Consider the following 22,447-nt stretch of genomic DNA (forward strand, 5'->3'; position numbering starts at 1 on the left):
ATAAAATGATGTTAAGAGATGATGTTAAGCGGTATGACGGTGGAAGCGACGGGCGGCCAATAGCAGGGGCACCACGACCCAAACCAGCATTGCCAAGGGCGGCCAGGCAGAATGGAACGCGCCTTGCTGCGCGATAGCCGCGATACCGCTTTCTAGCTGTGTGCTGTCGAACCCCGATAGGTTGATCAAGCGAAAACTGTCGGTGGGATTGAGCAGCATCAGGTAGGGGAGCCAGTCGCCCCCCTGCTTGACGCCAACCAGTAGGGCCAGCAGTACTAGATCGAATACCAGCACGAACAGAAACCACACTCCCAGTGCCAACCCGGCGGCCCGTGCCTTTTCGGTGACCGTTACGCTGATCAGGTAGGCAAAGGCCAAAAACACCCAGCCCAAAAGCACACTGCTGGCGATCAATCGTGCTAGGCCGACGGTTAGTTGGATAAGCGGTACGCCTTCAGCGCCCAACGCAATAACCATACCCGCGATACCAAAACCGAGTAGCGTGGCGACAGCCAGAATCATCCCATGGCCGAAGAACTTACCAAACAGCAACGCCGAACGACTTATAGGGTAGGTGAGTAGCAGTAGTAGCGTGCCGGCCTCCTGCTCACCGACAACGGCGTCGTAGGCTAGCATCAGCGCGATTAAGGGGATCAGAAAAACGGCCAGAGTTGATAAACTGACCAGGGTGGTGGCCAGTGAAGTAAAACCAAGACCGCCGCTCGCAGCGGCACCAAAGTAGGCAATACCCATTGCCAGAACGGCAAGGATCACGGTGATCGCCAGTACCCAGCGATTACGCAGGCCATCCTGGAACTCTTTGGCGGCGACGATGAACATGGCCTTCATGCGCTGGCTCCTAGCGTCAGTGAGGCGGGGCGAGTAGAAAAATGCGTGTAGAGATGCTCAAGGGTGGGTGGTGATAACTCGATGTCGTCGATATTCGGCATGGTGGTTAATTGACGTAGTACCTGCATTTTATTTTCCGCGGGCACGTTGACCTCCACACAGCGCTCATTGATTGGGATAGGCTCAAGGGACATGGCTTTCCAGAGCTGAGACTGCATGGCCAGCAATGTGCCGTGGATACGAAACGTCAGCGGTAGCTGTGCTTCTTCGCGCAGTTGTTCAAGGCTGCCCAGGGCCAGGCGTCGCCCTTTGCCCAGGATCAAGGCGCGGTCGATATAGGGTTCGATGCCCGGCAGTACATGGGAAGAGAGCAGCACGGTACAGCCGTTGTCGCGTAGGGCTTTTACGGCCTGATAAAAATCGCGGGTGGCCGCGGGGTCAAGGCCGGTGGTGGGTTCATCCAGCAACAATAGCCGGGGAGACCCTAGTAAAGCCTGGGCCAGGCCAAGGCGCTGGCGCATGCCCTTGGAGTAAGTTTTAACGCGACGGTCGGCGGCTTCGACCAGGCCCACACGCTCAAGCAGAACCGTTACCTGATGGCGGTCAGCGCGCTTTAAACGAGCGAAATAGGTGAGCACTTCACGCCCGGTGAGCTGTTCGTAGAAGGTGACGTTTTCAGGTAGATAGCCCAACTGACGCCGTAGGCGTTCGGCATGTGGCCCGTCAGGAGCGCCACCGAGGACGTCAACGTGGCCCGAGCTGGGCGCAATTAAGCCCAGTATGAGTTTCATGATGGTCGTCTTGCCCGCGCCATTATGTCCCAGCAGGGCGAGCATCTCGCCTTCTTTGATGGTGAGATCCATTTCAGCTAGTCGCACCAGCGCCCCGTGACGCTTGGTAACTCGCTGTAGTTCTATTACTGGGTTCATGGAGCATTTCCTTCTCGGCCGGGCTCGCTCATCAAGGGCGCGCTGTCTCTGACCCCCGGGGGACGAAACACCGGGAACTGACGTTGCACCCAGCGCAGTGCCAACACCGCAGGGCTTTGCATCAACAGGCGCGCGGAGGGGTGGCGCCAGAGAAGATGATCCATGGCGTCATTGGGCTCATGAGCGGTGTCGCCGACACCGTTATCGTCAAGATCCCAACCCAGGTAGTCGCTCCAGTAATTGCCCGACCAATCCTGCTCACGGGTGGCGACATACATGACTTGCTGCTTATTAGCGATGAAGGCGTTGCCCGCCATTTGGTTATCCTCTGAACCGGCGGTGAGATGGATGCCAATGTCGCTGGCTGCGAAACGATTATTCTCGATACGATTGAACTGCGAGTTGTAAACGAACAGTGCCTTGCCGTCGCCGCCCGCTAGACGCCCCTCGCCATCTGCCCCCAGGGGCTGGGTGACGCCTTCGACACGGTTGCCGCTCAATAGGGAGTCGGTGATGTTGTTCATCAAAATGCCGTAGTTGTCGTCTGCTTCCGAACGGTTATCAACGACTTCCAGGCGTTTGGATTGCATCAGGGCGTAGCCGGTTCGGGTTCGTTGGGTCAGGTTGCCTTCAAGACGATTGTCGAAGGAGTACATGTAGTGCACGCCATAGCGCAGGTCATGCAGGGTGTTGTCGCGCAGCACGTTGTGGCGGCTGCTGTCGAGATAGATGCCGTCGCGAGTCTGCGCAACATCGTTGGATTCAATAATTGAGTCACTAACGTTATAGAGGTGAATGCCGTTGCCGCGATCCTGAGAGCGCAGTCGGGTATCGCCACGAATGGTATTGCCTATCACACTGACGTTATTGACAGCATCGAGCCAGATGCCGAAGCCAGGCCCGCTTAGCTGGTTATTGCGGATGCTGCTGCCGTGAGCGGCGGGCTCGACAAAAATAGCGGCCTCCAGTGCTGTCAGGTTATCTCCCCAGTCTTCAATGCGGACACCTTCAAATATAATGTCGGGAGCTGCCAGCACCACCGCATGGCCGTGGCCTCCTGCATCGAGGATGGCTTGCAACTCGCCCCTAATATGCAGCGTGCGGTCAATAACCACACGCCCGGGGTAGCGTCCTGCAGGCAGCAGCAATTGATCGCCGTCGGTCGCCTGTTCGATCAACGGCTGTAACGGCTCACCAGGCGTGGCGAGCCAGTCGGCGGCATAAACCCCGCTAGGCAGCCAAAAAAGCCATAGCAGCGCCAGTAGGCAACCTAAATAGCCAGGGTGTCGTTTCATGGTGTTCTCCCGCAGCGGGCCGAAGGAATCGGCCCGCGTGTTGTCGTCAGGCGGGTTCGACTAGCATGCGACCAGTCATTTCCATATGCATCGCGTGGCAGAACCAGTTGCAGTAGTACCAGTGCACCCCGGCTTTGTCGGCGGTGAAGGTGACACTAGCGGTCTGCTGGGGGCTGATCTCCATCTGCACGCCGTGGTTGACCATGCAGAAGCCGTGGGTCAGATCCTCGACCTGGTCAAGGTTGGTGATGACCACGGTCACCTCATCACCCTGTTTGACCTTGAATTCGGTCAGGCCAAATTGCGGTGCGATGGAGGTCATGTACACGCGTACTTTATTGCCCTCGCGGATTACCTTGCTTTCGCCCTCCAGGTTGACGCCGTCTGCCTCGGCCATGGCCACGGTCTCGGCGAAGAAGGGGTCGTCTCGTGTCCATACTCGGCTTGGGTTGATCTGGTCGGCGCGTACCAGAATACAGTCGTGGGGCTCGGCATAAGTGGGGCCGTCATGCACCAGTTTCATTTCTTCCCCGGAGATGTCGATCAACTGATCGTTTTCGGGATGCAGAGGGCCTACCGGCAGGAAACGGTCTTTGGAAAACTTCGACAGCACTACCAGCCACTTGCCGTCGGCATCGCGGGATTCGGTGAGACTGGCGTGGTTATGCCCAGGCTGGTAGTGGACATCGAGCTTCTGACGCAGGTAGTTGACGTCTTCGCCATTGTAGTGGCGAATGGCATCCTCAATATTCCACTTGGCTACCTGGCTATCGATGAACAGCGTGGTATAGGCATTGCCCCGGCCATCGTAGGTGGTGTGAAGCGGGCCCAGGCCCAGTTCAGGTTCACCCACGATGGTATCGCGCGGTTCGATACTGTCGTCGAACAGCTCAGGCAACTTGTCGATGGCGATGATTGAGCAAGTGGGGGATAGCTTGCCGTTGGCGATGAAATATTTGCCATCCGGTGAGGTATTCACACCGTGGGGGTTCTTGGGGATCGGGATGTAACGTGTCAGTTGCGAGCCCTTGCGCCCATCCAGTACCGGCACGCTTGATTCACCCAGTGTCTTGTAGTTCCCGGCCGCCACGGCGGCTTCAATCGCTTCAACGTCGAATACCACGACCCAGTCGCGTTCGTTTCGCATGGTCTCGGTCAGGGTCATGCCTTTTTCTGAGTTGTAGCAGGTAGAGGCGACGAAACGACCGGTGTAGTCGGCATCGGTGTTATCGAGGTTGCCATCGACGATCACCTGCCAGGCCACGTCCATGCTTTCGGCATCGATAGCGTTGAACATAGTGAAGTAGTTATCGGGGTTCTCAAGGTCGCGGCCGTCGTTAATCTGAGGGATCGGCAGTTCGGCATTGGCGAAGACATACTTGGTATAAGGCACCTTCTGCAAACGCAAACCGTGAATCGCCTGGACATTGGGGATGGTGGTGATCTTGTCCGTCTTCATGACGTCAAGGCGGATACGCGCAACGCGGGTGTTGGCCTTGTCGTTGATAAATAAGTACTTGCCGTCGTAGCTGCCGTCGGTCATGGAAATATGGGGATGGTGGCAGTCGCCGTTAAGGAAGCGGCTTGACTCGCCGAGTATCCGCTTCGACTCGTTACTGATCCCCCAGCCAGAGGCGCTATCCACGTTGAACACTGGGATTCGCATTAATTCGCGCATTGAAGGAACACCGAGCACCCGAACCTCGCCCGAGTGGCCACCGCTCCAGAAGCCGTAGTAATCGTCGAGCTCGCCGGGTGCAACGTCGATACCGTTGGCGCCGGCGGCCTGAACTTGACGGCTATTGAGTAACGCACCTGCGCCAAAACCACTGGCCAGGCCCGCCCCGGCAACGCCGGTGACGGCGGTATTGCGCAAGAAATGGCGACGGCCGATATCCTGAATATGGTCTTTTTTATCGCTCATGCTTGATTCCCCTGAGATCAGTCTTGCTGGTGAAGAGGGATGCGTTGCCATGCGGCCTGTTTGCCGCTGGCATCGGTATCCCGTTGGGTCTCAACGCTATTACCGCGCGATGACATATTGGCCGCCTTTTCATAGCGCTTGCGGCGCTTGACCATAGGCGGGCAACGCTGGTCATCGTGGTAGGTCACCTGGCAGTCGAGACAGTAATGGCATTCGTTGGCATTAATGCGGCCGTCTGGGTGGATAGCGGCCACTTCGCATTCATTGGCACAGATTTGGCACGGCGTGCCGCAGCTGCCGCGGTGGCGTTTGAGCCAGTCGAACAGGCGTAAACGCGAAGGAATAGCCAATCCCGCACCTAAAGGGCACAGATAGCGGCAATAGAATTTGTGGTTGAAGGCAGAAATCGCCACCAGTCCCAGGGCATAAACAATGAAGGCCCAGTCACGTTGGAAACGCAGGGTGATCGCGGTCTTGAACGGCTCCACTTCGGCGTAGCGTTCCGCGGTGCCGAGCGAATGTAGCGAGACTGCGAACAAGGCCAGCAGAATGATGTATTTAATCGCCCAAAGGCGCTCATGGAGCCCGAAGGGCACCTCAATCTGCTTAACGTTTAGTTTGCGAGCAATTTGGTTGACCAGATCTTGTAACGCGCCGAAGGGGCACAGCCAGCCACAGAACACTCCACGTCCCCACAGCAGCAGGCTTACTGCCACGAACGACCAGAGGATAAATAGCATCGGGTCGATCAAAAACGACGACCAGCTAAAACCGCTGATCAGCGAGTTGGTGAAGGTAAGGATATTGACGACTGATAGCTGAGCCAGTGAATACCAGCCGATGAAAATCAGCGTGTAGATCTTGAATCCCAGGCGTAATGGATTCAGCAGCCTCGGGCGGCGAGCCAGAGCGTCCTGGAACAGCATAATACCGGTGAGCACCAGCAAACCAGCACCCAGCACGCCAATTTGGAAGGCCTTGTCACGCCAGACCTGTACCCAGATAGGCTCTTCAACCGGCGGCTCGGGACGCTCAATGTAAGCCTCCGGGACACTATAGTCGGCGCTGAAACGGCTGAATTCAGTATCCAGGGGGCCTGAGGCGCGACGCACCAGCAGTTCTATTTGCCAGGGTTGGCCCGGATCAAAACCTGCTGCTTCTCTAACGATAAAGATATCGCGCTCAGCCAGAGACGGCGCCCCATCGAGCGACAGATCACCCAGGCGGATGTGATCACGATCATGAAAGCTAACGCGGGTATTGCCCTGGGAAAGCTCGATGCGGTCAAAAATACCGCCGCGTACATAGCCTGACCCCTTAAAGGAATAGTCGCCTCGGCCCATGACAGCAATGGCGTGTTCGCCAGAATCTAACTCGGCCATAAGCTGCTCATAGCCGGTGTCGCCCAGCAGGTTACGACCGGCAGTGGGCGGGTTGAGGTAGCTATAGAACAGCTCGATAAAAGTTTTGTCAGCAGGTTGTGGCGTGCGCAGGTAATCTTCGGCGGGCGTGCCAGCAAAGCTTTCATCAACCTCACCATGGGTGAGATGCAAACGGCGAATGGTACCGTCGCCGGTTAGTTCATTCCAGTCGGCGGTAGTGAAAACGTCTGTACGAACATGCGCCAGTGGGGCCAGTGATGGATCGGCAATTAATTGTTGTTCGGCGGCCACTTTCCTGGCGCTTCGCATGATGGTGTCGCTGACCACGATGACGGTCACCGTGGCCCCAGAGATAGCGTCAAGATTGTCGCCAACCCTGAGTCTGTCATTAACGTGAGCCGATACGTGCTCATCGGCGAAGCTATTCAGCTTAGATTCGGGAATGCCCACCAGCATGATCGGCTCAGAATGACTGAGTACGTCGGCCTGTACAATTTGCCCATCCAGACCGATGCCCACCAGTACATTGACCGGTTTGCCCGAGTAGGCAGGGATCGGAGCGATATCTACACTCTCAAAAGCGTAGCCGAGCAACTCATCGTCGCTGGCGAGTACACGGCTTACCGGCCATTGTGAATCCGCCGCTTCAAGACGCTCTGCATTGGGGAAACCCTCGCGTACCTGCTCCAGTTCGATAGCTTGGGCGGGCAGTGTTATCGCGAGGAGTAACAGTAAGCCAATCCAGATGCCGGTTAGACGGCGTGGGTAAGCCACAGACGACATCGTGGTTTCCTTTCGGGTCAAGAGCGTTATAGAACCGGTTCTAGCAAGTGGTCGACGGCAGCTTTCACTTCGTCATCGCTCAAGCCCAATTGGCCTCCTTTCGGCGGCATTGCCTGAAAACCATTAATAGCGTGGTCGTATAGCGTATCGATGCCTTTTTCCAGGCGTGGCTCCCAGTTTTCGGCATTACCACGAATGGGGGCACCTGCGGCGCCTGTCATGTGGCAAGCCATGCAGGCTTGGTTATAGGTGGCTTCGCCATCGGCATGAGCGGTAACCGAAATAGAAGCAATAACGCCTAGCAACAGTATGGACGAGAGGGTTTTCATTGAAGCATTCCTTATGCATCTTTTGAATTGAAATTACCAATTCGGCAACGTGGCAAGGTGGTTTATAGAGGTATACGAGTTGCTGATTTCTCAGTACGAGAAAAGGTATGAAGTTCACTTTAAAGAAATGGGGGTGACTAACGTTGACCTGGATCAATTTTAGTCACCCGTACCCCTATAGCGTATTAACTTACCTCTTAGTGGGTAGAAGATTGCGTCAGTCATTATTGTGATTCCAACTCGAAATTCAGACGATTGGCTATCCACCACGGCGCAAAGGGGCGGGGCGATGTAGAAATGTTTTTTGACAGCGCGGATTATTTCAACATGTTCAAGTACTGGCGGAGTACTTCAGCATTGTTATGGCGCTCTTCCTTGGAAGCGAACACTAAGGTGACTCTTTCTTTTTTGGCGCGCTGAGCTAAATCGCGAAGGTTCTCGCGATAGGCGGTTAATTCCTTTAAGTAGCGTTGACGAAAGTCTCCCCACCCTAGCGAACCATTATGAAACGCTTTGCGAAGCTCGCTGCTTGGGGCGACCTCCTTGCGCCATTCATCGATTTTGGCTTCCTCCTTGGACACCCCGCGCGGCCAGATACCGTCGACGAGGACACGATAACCATCTTTGCTTTGAGGTGAGTCATAGGCACGCTTTAATTCAATATTCATCGCTATCTCGCAAGTCAATGAGTTACCTTTTAAGCCTAGCTAGTGAGTCGGTTTCACTCTACTTGAATCCTAGTAAGCCCAGACAATAGCCATCAGCAAACCCCATGCCAGCACCCCGGCGGCCATAACGGTGTAAGTAGCGGACATCGTTGTTACGTCATTCGCTGAGCGTTTACACAGAGCCTGCAGCCCGTGGTAGACCAAACTGCAAGAGATGCTCAGTGCCACCAGTACTGCCACAGCATTGAACAACAGGCTGGGGATCAGCAGAGCGATTGCTGCTGACCACAGTGGCAAAGGTGCTAGGGCTGCCACCAGATAAGCGTCGTGGTAGCTAATCGAGAGATCGCGATCGCTATTGACCACCGAGTGAATTAGCCAACCCATTACAAAGAAGGTGAGCAGCTCGGCCAGGAACAGAATGGTCGTGATGAAGCGCCACTGCCGGTCAGCGAAACCCGTAGCGAAGATGTCACCGTAGTGGGTACCAGCGTAATAGAGCATTACGGGAGGTAACAACGACATGGGCAGCACGACGCACCAAGCCAAAGTGGCGATTGAAGGGTGGCGTATCTGAAGGTCTTTCCATCCCGCTAAATGGGTAAAGGGCAGTTGAATAATGGTTAGAGGGTTCATTGTCTAGCCTCGCAGTCAATTGTAATCGTCGTTGGTTTTAAAATATCATGTCATGATATTATATTCTAAGGATTAGGACTCCTTGGGGGGTCTGTCAAGAGGTAGCCCGCTTTTATTCTGGAGGAGTTAGCATGAGCCATACGAATCAGCAGGATTGGAATCCCCGCGCTAAGAGCGTTCTGGATGATCAAATTGCCGCTTATGACGAAATACGCCAGCGTTGTCCGGTGGCCTTCAGTGACTACTTGCAGTGGTCGCTCTTCCGCCACGAAGACGTGATGTGTGTACTCAATGATCACGATACCTTCAGTAATGCGGCAAGTCGTCACCTGTCGGTACCCAATGCCATGGATCCTCCCGAACATACCCACTTCCGCCAACTCATAGAGCCCTATTTTGACGCTGAGGCCATGCGCGAATTCGCCCCCCAGTGCCGGGCCATCGCCGAGGCAGTCGTGGGGCGGCTACCTTACGACGGTGAGGTGGAGGCAATGGCTGAAATGGGGCAAGACTTCGCTCTTGAAATCCAGTGCGCCTTCATGGGGTGGCCAGCTCGTTTGCATGAGCCGCTGCGTGCGTGGGTCAAGCGCCAGCAGGCTGCCACGCTGACCGGCGACCGAGAGGCGTTAGGGGTTCTGGCATTGGAGTTTGACAGCGTGATTCGCGAGCAGTTGGCCGTACGCCGTTCAATAGAGGAAGCAGCCCCGGATGACGTGACTGCTAGGATCATGCAGGAGACGGTAAAAGGGCGCCCGCTAAGTGACGAGGAAATTGTCAGCATCCTGCGCAATTGGACGGTAGGTGAGCTTGGCACCATCTCGGCAAGCATTGGTATTCTGATGAACTACCTGGCCCTCAACCCCGAACTACAGGCACGTTTACGTGAGGAGCCACCATTATTACCAGCAGCCATCGATGAAATTCTGCGTCTCGACGCGCCGTTAATGTCGAACCGACGCATCACCACCTGCCCAGTGGACATTGGCGGGCGGCACTTGGCGGCCGGAGAGCGTCTGACTATTCTGTGGGGTTCGGCTAACCGTGATGAGGCAGTCTTTGGCAATCCCGATGAGGTTAAGCTGGATCGCGACCCCAAGGACAATCTGCTTTACGGTGCTGGCATTCATGTTTGCCCCGGCGCTCCGCTGGCGCGAATGGAGCTTCAATTTTTCATGGAGGCGCTGTTGGAAGCGACCGTTGAGCTAGCATCCATACCAGGACGTCCTGCGATACGTGCCCTCTATCCTGCGGGTGGTTATTCTGCTGTACCGCTCAAAGTATGGTAAATCGGGCGGCTTACGGCATAGGTTTGGCCTCCGGCGGTAAATCCGCAACAGTACCAGCATTCGATACCATTTTACCGCTGATGTCTTATAGGCCTATGCGATGAGCCCGGTCAGTAAAAAAGATTCCACTGGGCGATTCGCTTTCCAGACGTGTTACTTCTTGCAGAGTACGGGTGTCGTAAACCGTCACACGATTGCTGTCCCTGGCCGAAATCCAAACCTGCTCGCCACGCGGCGTGAACTCCATGTGCAGCACAGCTTTGCCTGGTGACAGGGTGGCTACTATTTGCCTGGTTTCAGTATCAATGACCTGTACCACGTCGTTGTCTGGGTGTGCAAAACTAACCCAGACCTGACGTTGATCCGGCCGACTCATGACGAAAATGGGTTGGCCTTGAACTGGTATGCGGCCAGTTAGTGACCAATCCTCTTTATCGGCGATCAGTACTTCATGACGGCCTACCGCAGGTAGCCAGGCTTCGTCTCCTGCTATGGCCCAGCCTTCCAAATGGGGCATTTTGTAGACGGGCAAACGTTCTTCGCCGCGCCCATAGTCGGGCAAAATGTGTTGTACACCAGCTTCGGTGTGCCATAGGTCGAGCAGGGTCAGGCCGTCCTCACCAAATAGACCGGCAATGTAATAGCGTCCGCTCGGGTCGATCAGGGCGTCATAGGGATTTTTCCCAACGTCGGTGAAGCGGGTTAGCTCGGGTGTAGCTCCGTTCATATCGACGACATGAATCTCCCCCGCATCGAACAAACTGTATACGAAACGGTTACCGGGAGCGTCGACTAAGCCAACCACTTTAGAACGTTGCTGGTCGCCGTTTTCATTGATCCAGGTAGCGGGAATATCAGCTACCAATTCAAGATTGTCGCTGTTAAAGAGTTTGACCCCGCCTGGCTCATAGTTGGCCACGGCAACTAGCTGGCCATCCTGAGAAATCGCGCCACCAATGCTATTGCCTGATTGCAAGATGCGCGCCGTGATCTCACCGGTTAACAAGTCGACTTTGCTAAGCCCACCATCACGGCCGAAGACAAAGGCGTAGCGCGCATCGCGTGAGAACTTTACGGAAGCGTGTGAAAGATCACCCAATCCTTCCACTTGATCAACAATTTGCTGCTGGCTGGTGTTCGCCAAAGCAAGGCTACCAGTGGCACGCTCTACGATAACACCGAGATCCCCAGTGCCCCTAAGTGACTCGGGCGTTGTCTGACAACCGGCGAGTAGTAATAGAAAAATTACACTTGCTAAAGGGTTGAATATTGAATTTAAGGTCATAGCGACTCCAGCGTTAACGCTTTAAAGGATTGTTGTGTTGCAGTTGATCTGCTATCCAGCGAGCCTCCTTTTCAGTAAGTAATGCCCCCCAGCTGGGCATTGCGGTACCGGGAATGCCTTGAAGGATCAAACTGGCTAGGCCTTCACGGGTATAGCGGTTCATGCGCTCCTGGGATAGGGCAGGCCCCAAGCCTCCCTTGAGCGTCATACCATGACATGAGCCGCAATCCTGGTAGAGCAGTATCTCCAGTTCTTCCTCACGCTCCTGTGCGATATCGGAAGCTGAACTTTGAAGGCTGGTCAGTCCTAGAATACAGAGCATAAGAGTGCGAATTAGGAGTGACATGGTGACTCCAGATGATAAAACGTGGAGAGAGTGTTGTTCGGCTGGCTGAAGTCTTTATTGACTGGGATCAAGGAAGCAAATTTTACTCAATACTCTAAGGTTTTTATTGAATAGCAATCTCTCTTTGGAGGTAGGCGAAGGGGCAGTGGTGAACACTTTGATACATATCAATTAGGTGAAGGATAACTAGCCCGATCCGCAAAAGAGGCATGAAAAATATATTTTATTAATCCATGCTTTTTTAAAAGCAGCGATACGTCTGGACTTCTTCCGGCGAAAATTAAAAAAGTGCATTACCTGACAAGGCTGCTTATGTTGACCATGACATAGGTGACGCAATGAAAAAGAGAAACAGGTATCTCAGACCACTAGCCGTGGCCGTTACAGCGGCCTCACTTGGTTTAGGCATAGTGCATGCCTTTGAAGATGATCCCAACCAGGATCAGGAAGCTGAGAGGCTCTATCGAGGCACTGATTCACCGGTGGATGCAGCATCAGCGAATGCAGTTCGAACCCCAGGCGCCCCCGATCTTACAGAGGAAGAATTCGAGCGAGCCAAAGAGATCTATTTCCAGCGTTGTGCAGGTTGTCATGGCGTGCTTCGTAAAGGAGCGACTGGCAAACCATTGACCCCAGATATCACCCAGGAACTTGGCCTGGACTATCTCAAGGTTTTTATCAATTACGGCTCGCCAGCTGGTATGCCCAATTGGGGTACTTCGGGCGATTTCTCAGAAGAAGAAGTCGAGCTGATGGCCAAGTACGTCATGCATGAACCACCGGTTCCGCCTGAATTTGGTATGGCAGAAATGCAGGAAAGCTGGGAAGTGGTGGTGCCGCCGGAAGAGCGTCCTACCGAGCAGATGAACGACTTGGATCTAGAAAACATGTTCTCTGTGACCCTGCGTGATGCGGGTCAGATAGCCTTGATAGACGGGGGCAGTAAAGAAATTGTCGATATCCTAGATACCGGCTATGCGGTGCATATTTCTCGTATCTCCGCGTCGGGCCGGTATCTGTTTGTCATTGGTCGCGATGCCAAAGTGGACATGATTGACATGTGGATGGAGGAGCCGGGAATTGTCGCCACCATCAAGGTAGGGATGGAAGCACGCTCCGTCGAAACCTCGAAATTCGAGGGATATGAGGATCGCTTTGCCATTGCCGGTGCCTACTGGCCACCCCAGTACGTGATCATGGATGGCGAGACATTGGAGCCATTGAGGATTGTCAGTACACGAGGTATGACCGTGGGTACCCAGGAGTATCATCCTGAGCCACGTGTGGCAGCGATTGTTGCCTCCCATCAACATCCTGAGTTTATCGTCAACGTCAAGGAAACCGGTAAGGTTCAGTTGGTCAATTATGAGAACCTGGATGCATTGAGCATGGTGGAGATCGATACATCCCGCTTCTTACATGATGGAGGCTGGGAGAGCAGCGGCCGCTACTTTATGACCGCGGCTAACGAATCCAACCAAATTGTAGTCATTGATGCACAAGATCGGGAGCTTGAGGCTATTGTTGACGTGGGCCAGACCCCACACCCAGGCCGCGGCGCCAATTTTGTCGACCCAGAGTTCGGGCCAGTATGGGCGACCAGCCATCTGGGTGATAACACCATTCAATTGATTGGCACCGATCCAGAGGAGTACCCGGAGAATGCCTGGAGGGTCGTACGTACCCTCGAAGGGCAGGGCGGTGGTTCGCTGTTTATCAAAACCCACCCAGAGTCGAGCAATCTGTATGTGGATACACCGCTTAACCCAGGGGAGGAGATTAGCCAGAGTGTCGCAGTCTACGACCTAAACGATCTGGAAGCTGGATACGAGGTTCTGCCCATCGCTGAGTGGGCCGATGTGGGAGAAGGCCCCAAGCGTGTGGTTCAGCCGGAGTTCAATAACGCAGGTGACGAAGTGTGGTTCTCGGTGTGGAATGCAATGGATCAGGAGTCTGCTCTGGTGATCGTGGACGACACGACCCGTGAGTTGAAGGCGGTGATCAAGGATGAGCGGTTGGTGACGCCGACCGGCAAGTTCAACGTTCTCAATACTCAGAACGACATCTACTGAGCAGTACAATGCAGCAGCCCGCTGGGCTGCTGCCTTTGCCTGCCAGCTGCACATGCTTAAAGTGAGCTCTGCCGATGCATTGTCATTCCCATGATCTCGATTCGCTAGATCGTCGTTTAATCGAGTGTTATCAGCGCAACTTGCCGATATGTTCCCGGCCATTTTTCGCCATGGCCGCGCGCCTCGATACGACCGAAGAACAGGTGATCGTCCGCCTGCAACGGCTGCAAGAGTTGGGTGTTCTGAGCCGTGTCGGGCCAGTCTTTGATCATGCCTTAGCTGGCGCCAGCCTGTTGGCCGCTGTGGCCGTGCCGGAAGATCAACGCGATGCTTTTGCAGAACTCATCAATCAAGCCCCCGGGGTGAATCATAATTACGCTCGAGAGCACTATTACAACTTGTGGTTTGTGATGACCGCAACCGATGAAAAAAGCCTTGTCGAAGCCCTTAAGCGCCTGGAGGCTATGCTCGATCGGGAGATTTTGCGCCTGCCCATGTTGGAAAGTTTTCACATCGACCTGGCGTTCACAATTCCCTGGGCTGAGCTGGAGGAAACATGACGACCGCTATTCCGCTTGCCAGAGTAAACGATTGCCAACAACCCACTGCACCCTGCGCGCATAGTAAGTTGCGGGCGCTTCTCGAACAGGGTTTGCCGCTAACCCCGCACCCTTGGCAAGTGCTGGCTAAACAGTGTGGCCTAGAGGAAGTCGAGGTCATAGCCTGCGTTAAGCGGTGGCAGGAAGAAAAACTGATCAAGCGTCTGGGGCTGGTAGTGCGCCATCGTCGCCTGGGTATCGACGCCAACGCTATGGTGGTGTGGAACGTTCCTGATGAGCAGGTAACGCGCGTAGGGCAGGCGCTGGCCAAAGAAGCCATAGTCACACTGTGCTACCGGCGTCCTCGCCGACCACCCGATTGGCCATTCAATCTCTTCTGCATGATTCATGGCGTTAAACGCGAGGTAGTTATGGCGCAACTGGAGACGCTTGTTGTCCGCCTTGGTTTGGCTGAAATAGAGCATCAGGTGCTGTTCAGTCAACATGCCTATCGCCAGTGTGGTGGTAGTTATGCCTGAAGGAGAAGCGATGAACTTCCTGGAGCTTGATGCCCAAGACCGTGCCATCGTCAACCGCTTGCAAAATGGTTTACCACTCGTGCTTCACCCTTACGCAGTCGTGGCGGCGGAACTCGGTGTTTCTGAGGAGGCATTGCTTGCACGCCTGACGCGACTACGTGACAGCGGTGTGCTTAGTCGTTTCGGCCCCATGTACCACGCCGAGCGAATGGGCGGTGGCTTAACACTGGCAGCCATGGCGGTGCCAGAGGCGGACTATGCGTGGGTGGTGGAGATCCTCAACAATGTTCCCGAAGTCGCTCATAACTATCGCCGCGAACACGCGTTAAATATGTGGTTTGTGCTGGCGACTGAGTCCTCGGAACGTATCCTTCAGGTAGTAACCGATATAGAAGTAGCGACTGGCCTGCCGGTGTTCAATATGCCCAAAGAGAGGGAATTCCATGTCCGACTTCATTTGTCCGTCTGACACCAACAAGGCGGGTGCCACGAGCCTGGACGAGCGGGATCGGGCCATCGTGCTGGCCACGCAGGAAGGCCTGCCGCTGGTTGCCGACCCCTGGGCCGTGGTTGGCGAGCAGGTGGGTATGAGCGGTAACGAGGTGCTTTATCGCATGCAGACTATGCTCGAACGCGGGGTGATCCGCCGCATTGCCGCAGTCCCCAACCACTACCGCCTGGGTTACGTAGCCAACGGTATGACAGTGTGGGATGTGACAGATGCCGAGATTGAGCGGTTGGGTCGAGAAGTTGCTGCAATCAAAGGGGTTAGTCATTGTTATCAGCGCCCCCGCCATAGGCCTCATTGGCCGTATAACCTTTTCGCGATGCTACATGGGCGAACTCGTGAAGACGTTGAACAACAAGCACAGGTGGTTCGCGATTGCCTGGGAGATGCATGTCACGACCATCGTATTCTCTACAGTACGCGCATATTAAAAAAAACCGGATTACGCCTTACCGGTAAAGATACCCAGACCGTTAGCACTGAGAATGACGCGCGAGGCTGAGCCTTGCGGCACAAGGAGAGCACCATGTTCCGCGTTACTCGCTATATCAAGACCCTGTTGAACCCAGGCCCTATTCCCCCGTCGCGCAAGCCCCCAGGCCCCGTGGTGATCTGGAACCTGATTCGCCGGTGTAACCTGACGTGCAAACACTGCTACACCGTCTCTGCCGATATTGACTTCAAAGGAGAGCTTTCTACTGCTGAGGCGCATGAGGTGCTCAACGATTTACAGCGTTTCCATGTCCCGGCGTTGATTCTTTCCGGCGGAGAGCCATTAATGCGCCCGGATATATTCGAACTTTCTCGCAGAGCCCGAGCATTGGGTGTCTACACCGGTCTTTCAACCAATGGCACATTAATTACCGAAGCCAACATCGATGAGATCGCCAATGTCGGCTACGACTATATCGGCATCAGTATCGATGGCCTCGAAGACACCCACGACACCATTCGTCAACGTAGGGGGGCGTTTCGTGAGTCGATGCACGCAGTGAAACTCTGCAAGCAGAGGGGCATAAAGGTAGGGCTTCGCTTTACCTTGACCCGGGAAAACTATGAGCAGTTTGGCGATATTCTGACGCTGCTCGATGAGCATGATATCGACAAGTTCTATCTCTCACATCTCAATTACGGTGGACGTGGCAGTCGCCACAGCAAACAAGACGCTTGGTACCAAATGACCCGCGATACCATGACTCGCTTATTTGATCATTGTCACGATGAGCTCAAGCGTGGGGTAGAGCGCGAATACGTCACCGGCAACAACGACGCCGACGGTCCCTTCTTACTACAGTGGGCCGAGCGGCATTTCCCGGCTCAAGCCGATTCGCTGCGTCAACGCCTGGAGAACTGGGGTGGCAACGCCTCTGGCGAACATATTGCCAATATTGACAACCTGGGTACTGTGCATCCCGATACTTTCTGGTGGGATCACGCCCTGGGCAATATTCGTCAGCGGCGCTTTTCGGATATCTGGCGCGACACTCGCGACCCATTGATGGCGGGGTTTCGTCAGCGCCCCCGCCCTGTTAAGGGCCGCTGTAGCGCCTGTCGATACCTAAATATTTGCAATGGTAATACCCGAGTTCGTGCCTGGAAAGTTAGTGGCGACCCCTGGGAAGAGGATCCCGGTTGTTACCTGACTAACCAGGAAATAGGCGTTGAAGCCACAGGGAGGCGAAGAATCGATGCGCCTTTTGCGCCCATTTCGGCCATCGAACTCTAGCTAAGGAGCTGCCATGACATCCCATCGTGTTGCCTACGATCTAAAAGAATCGCTTCTAGCGCCCGGCGAGGTGGCCATTATCGGTGCTGGGCCTGGAGACCCCGGCCTGCTGACGCTTCGCGCCTTGGCGCTGATTGAGCAAGCCGACTGCTTGGTTTTTGATCGACTGGTTTCCAAGGAAGTACTGGCTCTGGCCAGCCCCAACGCCCGCCATTTCTATGTCGGTAAAGCGTCACGCTGTCATGCCATGACCCAGGAGCAAACCAATGCCTTGCTGGTGCGTCTGGCTGGTGAAAAGCAACGGGTAGTGCGTCTCAAGGGAGGCGACCCGTATATTTTCGGCCGTGGCGGCGAGGAAGCGGAAATACTGGTTGAAAATGGCATTTCGTTTCGTGTGGTGCCGGGTATTACCTCGGCGCAAGGATGCGCTGCTTTCGGCGGGTTTCCTTTGACTCACCGTGACTACGCTCAGAGTGTCACCTTTGTCACAGGTCACTGTAAGGGCGATGGCGAGTTGGCCTTGAACTGGCAGGCCCTGGCAATCCCCCACCACACCGTCGTGTTCTACATGGGACTAGCCAACGCTGCACTGATCAGCCAGAAGCTACAAGCCTGCGGTCTGACGGCCGATCACCCTGTCGCCCTGGTTGAGCGGGGTACGACACCTGAGCATCGTCAGATCGTTACCTGTTTAGGTGATCTGGCCGGGACTATCGACGAGCAGGATATGCGGCCGCCGACGCTCATCGTGGTCGGTGATGTCGTGCGGTTGGCAGGTAGGTTGGCACAGCCGACACCTGAGCAGGCTGTTTTTGCCGATGGTGAAACGCTGGAATTGGCTCGGGAGCACCTAACCCTGTGAAGCTTCTATCTACCGTTACGTACTTGTTGTTACTATCAACCGCCTCCGCGCTGGCGGATGAAGCGGAGACCGCAGCGCTCTATCAGGCCCAATGCGCCGCATGCCACGGGGAGCACCGGCTAGGCAGTATTGGCCCAGCCCTGTTACCCAGTAATCTCTCCCGATTACCGCCGGACGCTGCTTCAGACGTCATTCGTTATGGGCGTTTGGCCAGTCAGATGCCGGGGTTCGGCGAAACACTCACCGATGATGAAATAACATCTTTAGGGGAGTGGATCTATCGCCCTCCGGCGTCTCCACCCAGTTGGGAAGAGGAGGATATACTTGCCAGCCAGGTCGTGCCGTTCCGTAATGGTAGCCTGCCGGACGAACCACTTTTTGATGCTGACCCGCTCAATCTGTTCATTGTAGTAGAAACCGGAGATCACCATGCCAGTGTGCTTGATGGCGATAGCTTCGAGCGTATCCATCGATTCGAAACCCGCTATGCACTGCACGGCGGGCCCAAGTATACCCCCGACGGGCGTTACGTTTTCTTTGGTTCGCGGGACGGCTGGATCACCAAGTACGATCTGTACAACCTTGAGGTGGTGGCTGAAGTCCGCGCCGGTATCAATATGCGTAATATTGCTGTCTCGGCAGATGGCCGCTATGTCATGGCCGCGAACTATCTACCGCATAGCTTGGTGCTGTTCGACGCCCATGATCTGGATCTAATGCGCGTCTATCCGGTGGCTGACGCCGATGGCAATAGTTCTCGGGTCAGTGCCGTCTACGCTGCTCCACCACGCGGCAGTTTCATTGCCGCACTGAAAGACGTCAAAGAGGTATGGGAAATCCCTTGGCCACTGCCCACAGAGCCTGTTGTGTCTACCGGCCATATGAGCACGCCACTGGCTACCCGCCGCTCCCATGACACACCCAGTTTCCGCGTTCGACGCATTGCGGTGCCGGACTATCTGGATGACTTCTTCTTTGATCTCGATTACCGCCATGTGATCGGCGCCGCCCGGGGTGGACAGGGCGGGATGGTGGTTGATCTGGACAGCGGTGAGAAGGTCGCGGATCTGCCCCTGGCCGGGATGCCGCACCTGGGCTCTGGTATCACTTGGGCTTATCAGGGGCGACGAGTCATGGCTATTCCCCATCTTGCCAACGCTGCGGTATCAATCATTGATATGCAGGATTGGTCGGTGATTAAGACGCTTGAAACCGATGGCCCCGGTTTCTTTATGCGCAGCCATGCCGAATCACCTTACGCCTGGGTAGACGTGTTCTTTGGCCCACACCATGATCGGGTGCATATTATCGACAAGGCTAGTCTGGAAATTGTCGAAACTCTAACGCCAGAACCGGGCAAAACTGCAGCCCATTTTGAATTCGACCGCTATGGTCATCGCGTACTGCTGAGTCTGTGGGAAGAGGACGGCGCTGTGATTGTCTACGATAGCGATTCGTTAGAAGAGCTTCAGCGTATCCCCATGAGCAAGCCGTCGGGCAAGTACAATGTCTGGAACAAAACGCATTATGAAGAAGGCACCAGTCATTGAAGGGGCGATGCAATTGGCGTAATAAGCAGCGTGAGTAAAATCAATGGCGTGACTATATATTTGCCTTTTTTTAAAACTTGATCTGAGGCAATGCTAGTAGGGATATTTTTCTGCTAACATTAAGTGGTAATTTAAATACATCTTAAAAAGAAATGTCTCTGGCTTTAAAGCCTGGGGCCTATCAAGACTAGCAAGGGAGTATGGCTTATGGCTGATGGTCTAACTAAATCAGCGGCCCGCAATATTTTCTATGGCGGCTCGCTGTTCTTCTTCCTGCTATTTGCCGCGCTTACGGCTCATAGCCACTGGTACATGGTCAACGTTTCCACGGACAGCGAAGGCCTCACCGATTCCGTGAAACATGGTAAAGAAGTGTGGGAAAAAAACATGTGTATCAACTGCCATACCATTATGGGAGAAGGGGCTTATTTTGCGCCTGAGCTAAGTAATGTCTGGGAGCGCTATGGGGGTCTCGAGAATCCAGAGGCTGCGAGAGCTGGTATCAATGCCTGGATTCGTGCACAGCCATTGGGGATCGAAGGGCGTCGCCAAATGCCCGCGTTTGATTTTAGCGAAAAAGATATGAATTCGTTAATCGACTTCCTCGAATGGATCAATAGCATTAACGACCAGGACTGGCCCCCACATCCTGCTGGCTGAAAAAAGCAGCCGAAGGATGAATCAAGGAGAACCGTACAATGAAATATGAAACCCAAAAGGTCGCTTTACCCTTTTTTGCGGTGGCTATGGCGCTATTTACGCTACAAATAGTCTTCGGTCTGCTGGCCGCCACTGTCTATGCTTGGCCCAACTTCATGGCTGAAGTGATGCCCTTTCACATCATGCGTGTCAGCCATACCAATCTGCTGATTGTGTGGCTACTGATCGGTTTTATGGGCTGTACCTACTATTTGATGCCAGAGGAAGCCGAACAGGAAATTCACAGTCCCAATCTGGCGTATATCCAGCTGGCGATCTTTGCTTTTGCTGGCGCCGCTGCGCTGGTCGGCTACCAGTTCGGTATCCATGAAGGGCGCGAGTTTCTTGAGCAACCGTTCTGGGTGAAAATACTCATCACCATTTCTTTTCTAATGTTTCTTTTCAATACCAGCATGACGCTGCTCAAGGGCCGCAAGACCGCTATCAATCTGGTGTTAATGCTGGGGCTTTGGCTAGCGGCAGTATTTTGGTTATTCGCTTTCTACAACCCGACCAATCTAGCGGTAGATAAACTCTACTGGTGGTGGGTGGTTCACCTCTGGGTGGAAGGCGTATGGGAGTTGATCATGGCTTCCTTGCTGGGTTACCTGCTGATCAAAATGACTGGTGTGGATCGCGAAGTGATCGAAAAATGGCTCTATATCATTGTTGGGTTGGCACTATTCTCCGGCCTGCTGGGCACCGGGCACCACTACTACTGGATTGGCGCACCTGGCTACTGGCAGCCCATCGGCAGTATCTTCTCGACGCTTGAAGTGGCGCCTTTCTTCGCCATGGTGGTGTTCGCCTTTACCATGTTCTGGAAGGGCAGTCGTAACCATCCTAATAAAGCGGCCATGCTATGGGCCTTAGGCTGCCCAACTATTGCTTTTTTCGGCGCTGGTGTGTGGGGCTTTATGCATACCCTCTCGTTCGTGAATTACTACAGTCATGGTACTCAGGTAACCGCCGCTCATGGCCATCTAGCTTTCTATGGTGCCTATGTGATGCTGATTCTTGGCGTGATTACCTACGCCATGCCGCAGATCCGCCGTGTACAGCCTTATAACCAAGTGCTGAACATGTGGGGCTTCTGGATCGTCACCAGTGCTATGTGCTTTATGACGTTTACCCTGACCTTCGCCGGGGTCGTGCAGACTCACTTGCAGCGCGTCTTGGGTATGAATTACATGGAAGTACAGGATCAATTAGGCCTGTTCTACATCATGCGTCTGGGCGCTGGCGTGGCCGTGGCTGTGGGGGCGATCATGTTGATCTACTCCTTCTTCGGGCCCGCGCGTGAGCAAGTGCCTGCTGGTGGCACACAAATTACCGCTGGGGCAGGCTCGGTCTGAACTAAACGGCCCTGCGGGGCCGTTTTTGCTTCTTTTATTTATTTTCCGGCAATGGAGTCTTGCCATGCCTCTATCTTCTGTCGCTAATCCTATCGATAAGCGTGAAATACCTTTCTACGAGAACGTCGGCAACGAATGCGCTATGTTTGAGCACGCCTTTCGTCAACGTCTGCCGCTGTTACTTAAAGGTCCTACCGGGTGTGGTAAAACACGTTTTGTTAGCCATATGGCCGCTAAGCTGGGCCGTCCGCTGTTTACCGTTTCATGTCACGACGACCTGACTTCAGCCGACCTTACAGGCCGCTATCTGTTGCAGGGCGGTGAGACCCGCTGGGTCGATGGCCCGCTTACTCGAGCAGTGCGCGAAGGGGGGATCTGCTATCTCGATGAGGTGGTGGAGGCGCGTAAAGATGTCACCGTGGTGCTTCACCCGCTCACCGATGACCGCCGACTACTGCCGTTGGAACGTACCGGGGAACTGCTCGAAGCGCCGGATGACTTCATGCTGGTAGTGTCTTATAACCCTGGCTATCAGCATATTCTCAAATCGCTTAAACCGAGTACCCGCCAGCGCTTCCTGGCCATGTCATTTGATTTTCCACCACCCAAAGTCGAGCGCGATATTGTCGCGCGGGAGAGTGGTTTGCCCGGTGAGCAGTGCGCCGCGCTGGTCAATCTTGCCGCCAGCCTGCGGGCCATGAAGGGGCAGGATTTAGAAGAGGGTGTTTCTACTCGCCTGTTGGTTTACTGCGCTACCCTGATTGCCGCCGGGGTGCCCATTTTGGAAGCTGCCCGGGCTACCTTAGTGGAGCCGCTAAGTGATGACGCAGATGTTCAGGAAGGGCTGATGGAAGCCATTCAAGCAACCTTTGGGTGAGGGCACGG

General features: G+C 54.6%; 22 protein-coding genes. 12 read left to right on the plus strand and 10 right to left on the minus strand.

The window, feature by feature from the left end; translation table 11 throughout:
• Positions 1-24: 24 nt before the first annotated feature.
• The 8 genes from LMS44_RS10770 to LMS44_RS10805 form a co-directional block, all read right to left on the minus strand.
• Entirely contained in the window at positions 25-849 is an 825-nt protein-coding gene (locus LMS44_RS10770) for an ABC transporter permease (protein WP_022523556.1), read from the minus strand.
• Positions 846-1,778 carry an ABC transporter ATP-binding protein gene (locus tag LMS44_RS10775; RefSeq protein WP_022523555.1) on the minus strand — a complete coding sequence of 311 codons (933 nt, stop codon included), beginning with the start codon at positions 1,776-1,778 and terminating at the stop codon, positions 846-848. The genes LMS44_RS10770 and LMS44_RS10775 overlap by 4 nt, the downstream gene beginning before the upstream one ends.
• Positions 1,775-3,073 (minus strand): nitrous oxide reductase family maturation protein NosD, encoded by a 1,299-nt coding sequence (locus LMS44_RS10780; RefSeq protein ID WP_022523554.1) that lies wholly within the window; start codon positions 3,071-3,073, stop codon positions 1,775-1,777. The genes LMS44_RS10775 and LMS44_RS10780 overlap by 4 nt, the downstream gene beginning before the upstream one ends.
• 46 nt (positions 3,074-3,119) lie before the next feature.
• Entirely contained in the window at positions 3,120-4,997 is a 1,878-nt protein-coding gene (gene nosZ, locus LMS44_RS10785) for a TAT-dependent nitrous-oxide reductase (RefSeq protein ID WP_022523553.1), read from the minus strand.
• A 17-nt stretch (positions 4,998-5,014) separates the two neighbouring features.
• Complete coding sequence (nosR, locus tag LMS44_RS10790) at positions 5,015-7,162, minus strand: transcriptional regulator NosR (RefSeq protein WP_476489320.1); 2,148 nt, start codon at positions 7,160-7,162, stop codon at positions 5,015-5,017.
• Positions 7,163-7,188: 26 nt separating this feature from the next.
• Positions 7,189-7,491: a c-type cytochrome gene (locus LMS44_RS10795; RefSeq protein ID WP_476489321.1), complete on the minus strand. Its 303-nt coding sequence runs from the start codon at positions 7,489-7,491 to the stop codon at positions 7,189-7,191.
• Positions 7,492-7,808: 317 nt separating this feature from the next.
• Positions 7,809-8,159, minus strand: a complete 351-nt coding sequence (locus LMS44_RS10800; RefSeq protein WP_476489322.1) for a DUF488 domain-containing protein — start codon at positions 8,157-8,159, stop codon at positions 7,809-7,811.
• Positions 8,160-8,228: 69 nt separating this feature from the next.
• The gene (locus LMS44_RS10805; RefSeq protein ID WP_476489323.1) at positions 8,229-8,795 is read right to left on the minus strand and encodes a Yip1 family protein; all 567 of its coding nucleotides are present in this window, start codon (positions 8,793-8,795) and stop codon (positions 8,229-8,231) included.
• 131 nt (positions 8,796-8,926) lie between these two features.
• On the opposite strand from LMS44_RS10805, the gene LMS44_RS10810 reads away from it, so the two are divergent.
• Complete coding sequence (locus LMS44_RS10810; RefSeq protein ID WP_476489324.1) at positions 8,927-10,081, plus strand: cytochrome P450; 1,155 nt, start codon at positions 8,927-8,929, stop codon at positions 10,079-10,081.
• A gap of 85 nt (positions 10,082-10,166) precedes the next feature.
• Here LMS44_RS10810 and LMS44_RS10815 read toward each other — a convergent pair whose 3' ends face one another.
• A complete protein-coding gene (locus LMS44_RS10815; protein ID WP_476489325.1) occupies positions 10,167-11,366 on the minus strand; it encodes a cytochrome D1 domain-containing protein in 1,200 nt (399 codons plus the stop codon).
• Positions 11,367-11,379: 13 nt separating this feature from the next.
• Positions 11,380-11,712, minus strand: a complete 333-nt coding sequence (locus LMS44_RS10820) for a c-type cytochrome (RefSeq protein WP_280111991.1) — start codon at positions 11,710-11,712, stop codon at positions 11,380-11,382.
• Between the two features lie 338 nt (positions 11,713-12,050).
• Between LMS44_RS10820 and LMS44_RS10825 the strand changes: the two genes are divergently transcribed.
• The 11 genes from LMS44_RS10825 to LMS44_RS10875 all read left to right on the plus strand — a co-directional run bounded on the left by LMS44_RS10825 (position 12,051) and on the right by LMS44_RS10875 (position 22,439).
• Complete coding sequence (locus LMS44_RS10825; RefSeq protein ID WP_476489326.1) at positions 12,051-13,784, plus strand: cytochrome D1 domain-containing protein; 1,734 nt, start codon at positions 12,051-12,053, stop codon at positions 13,782-13,784.
• A 74-nt stretch (positions 13,785-13,858) separates the two neighbouring features.
• The gene (locus tag LMS44_RS10830) at positions 13,859-14,344 is read left to right on the plus strand and encodes an Lrp/AsnC family transcriptional regulator (RefSeq protein WP_476489327.1); all 486 of its coding nucleotides are present in this window, start codon (positions 13,859-13,861) and stop codon (positions 14,342-14,344) included.
• Positions 14,341-14,862 carry a siroheme decarboxylase subunit beta gene (gene ahbB / locus LMS44_RS10835; protein ID WP_476489328.1) on the plus strand — a complete coding sequence of 174 codons (522 nt, stop codon included), beginning with the start codon at positions 14,341-14,343 and terminating at the stop codon, positions 14,860-14,862. The genes LMS44_RS10830 and ahbB (LMS44_RS10835) overlap by 4 nt, the downstream gene beginning before the upstream one ends.
• On the plus strand, positions 14,855-15,331 hold the full coding sequence (locus tag LMS44_RS10840) for an Lrp/AsnC family transcriptional regulator (protein ID WP_476489329.1): 477 nt from the start codon (positions 14,855-14,857) through the stop codon (positions 15,329-15,331). Before ahbB (LMS44_RS10835) ends, LMS44_RS10840 begins: the two co-directional genes overlap by 8 nt.
• On the plus strand, positions 15,306-15,872 hold the full coding sequence (gene ahbB, locus LMS44_RS10845; RefSeq protein ID WP_476489330.1) for a siroheme decarboxylase subunit beta: 567 nt from the start codon (positions 15,306-15,308) through the stop codon (positions 15,870-15,872). Before LMS44_RS10840 ends, ahbB (LMS44_RS10845) begins: the two co-directional genes overlap by 26 nt.
• Positions 15,873-15,896: 24 nt before the next feature.
• Positions 15,897-17,096, plus strand: coding sequence for a heme d1 biosynthesis radical SAM protein NirJ (nirJ, locus tag LMS44_RS10850; RefSeq protein WP_476489331.1), 1,200 nt, complete (start codon positions 15,897-15,899; stop codon positions 17,094-17,096).
• A gap of 13 nt (positions 17,097-17,109) precedes the next feature.
• Positions 17,110-17,958 carry a uroporphyrinogen-III C-methyltransferase gene (gene cobA, locus LMS44_RS10855; protein WP_476489332.1) on the plus strand — a complete coding sequence of 283 codons (849 nt, stop codon included), beginning with the start codon at positions 17,110-17,112 and terminating at the stop codon, positions 17,956-17,958.
• A complete protein-coding gene (locus LMS44_RS10860) occupies positions 17,955-19,508 on the plus strand; it encodes a nitrite reductase (RefSeq protein WP_476489333.1) in 1,554 nt (517 codons plus the stop codon). The genes cobA and LMS44_RS10860 overlap by 4 nt, the downstream gene beginning before the upstream one ends.
• 207 nt (positions 19,509-19,715) lie before the next feature.
• Positions 19,716-20,168 (plus strand): c-type cytochrome, encoded by a 453-nt coding sequence (locus tag LMS44_RS10865; protein ID WP_476489334.1) that lies wholly within the window; start codon positions 19,716-19,718, stop codon positions 20,166-20,168.
• A 38-nt stretch (positions 20,169-20,206) separates the two neighbouring features.
• Positions 20,207-21,562 (plus strand): cbb3-type cytochrome c oxidase subunit I, encoded by a 1,356-nt coding sequence (locus LMS44_RS10870; RefSeq protein WP_022523547.1) that lies wholly within the window; start codon positions 20,207-20,209, stop codon positions 21,560-21,562.
• 64 nt (positions 21,563-21,626) lie between these two features.
• Positions 21,627-22,439, plus strand: a complete 813-nt coding sequence (locus LMS44_RS10875; RefSeq protein ID WP_022523546.1) for a CbbQ/NirQ/NorQ/GpvN family protein — start codon at positions 21,627-21,629, stop codon at positions 22,437-22,439.
• Positions 22,440-22,447: the final 8 nt, after the last annotated feature.

Origin of the sequence: Halomonas profundus, from assembly GCF_020865425.1 — a bacterium.
In the GTDB taxonomy this organism is placed as follows: Bacteria; Pseudomonadota; Gammaproteobacteria; order Pseudomonadales; family Halomonadaceae; genus Vreelandella; species Vreelandella titanicae.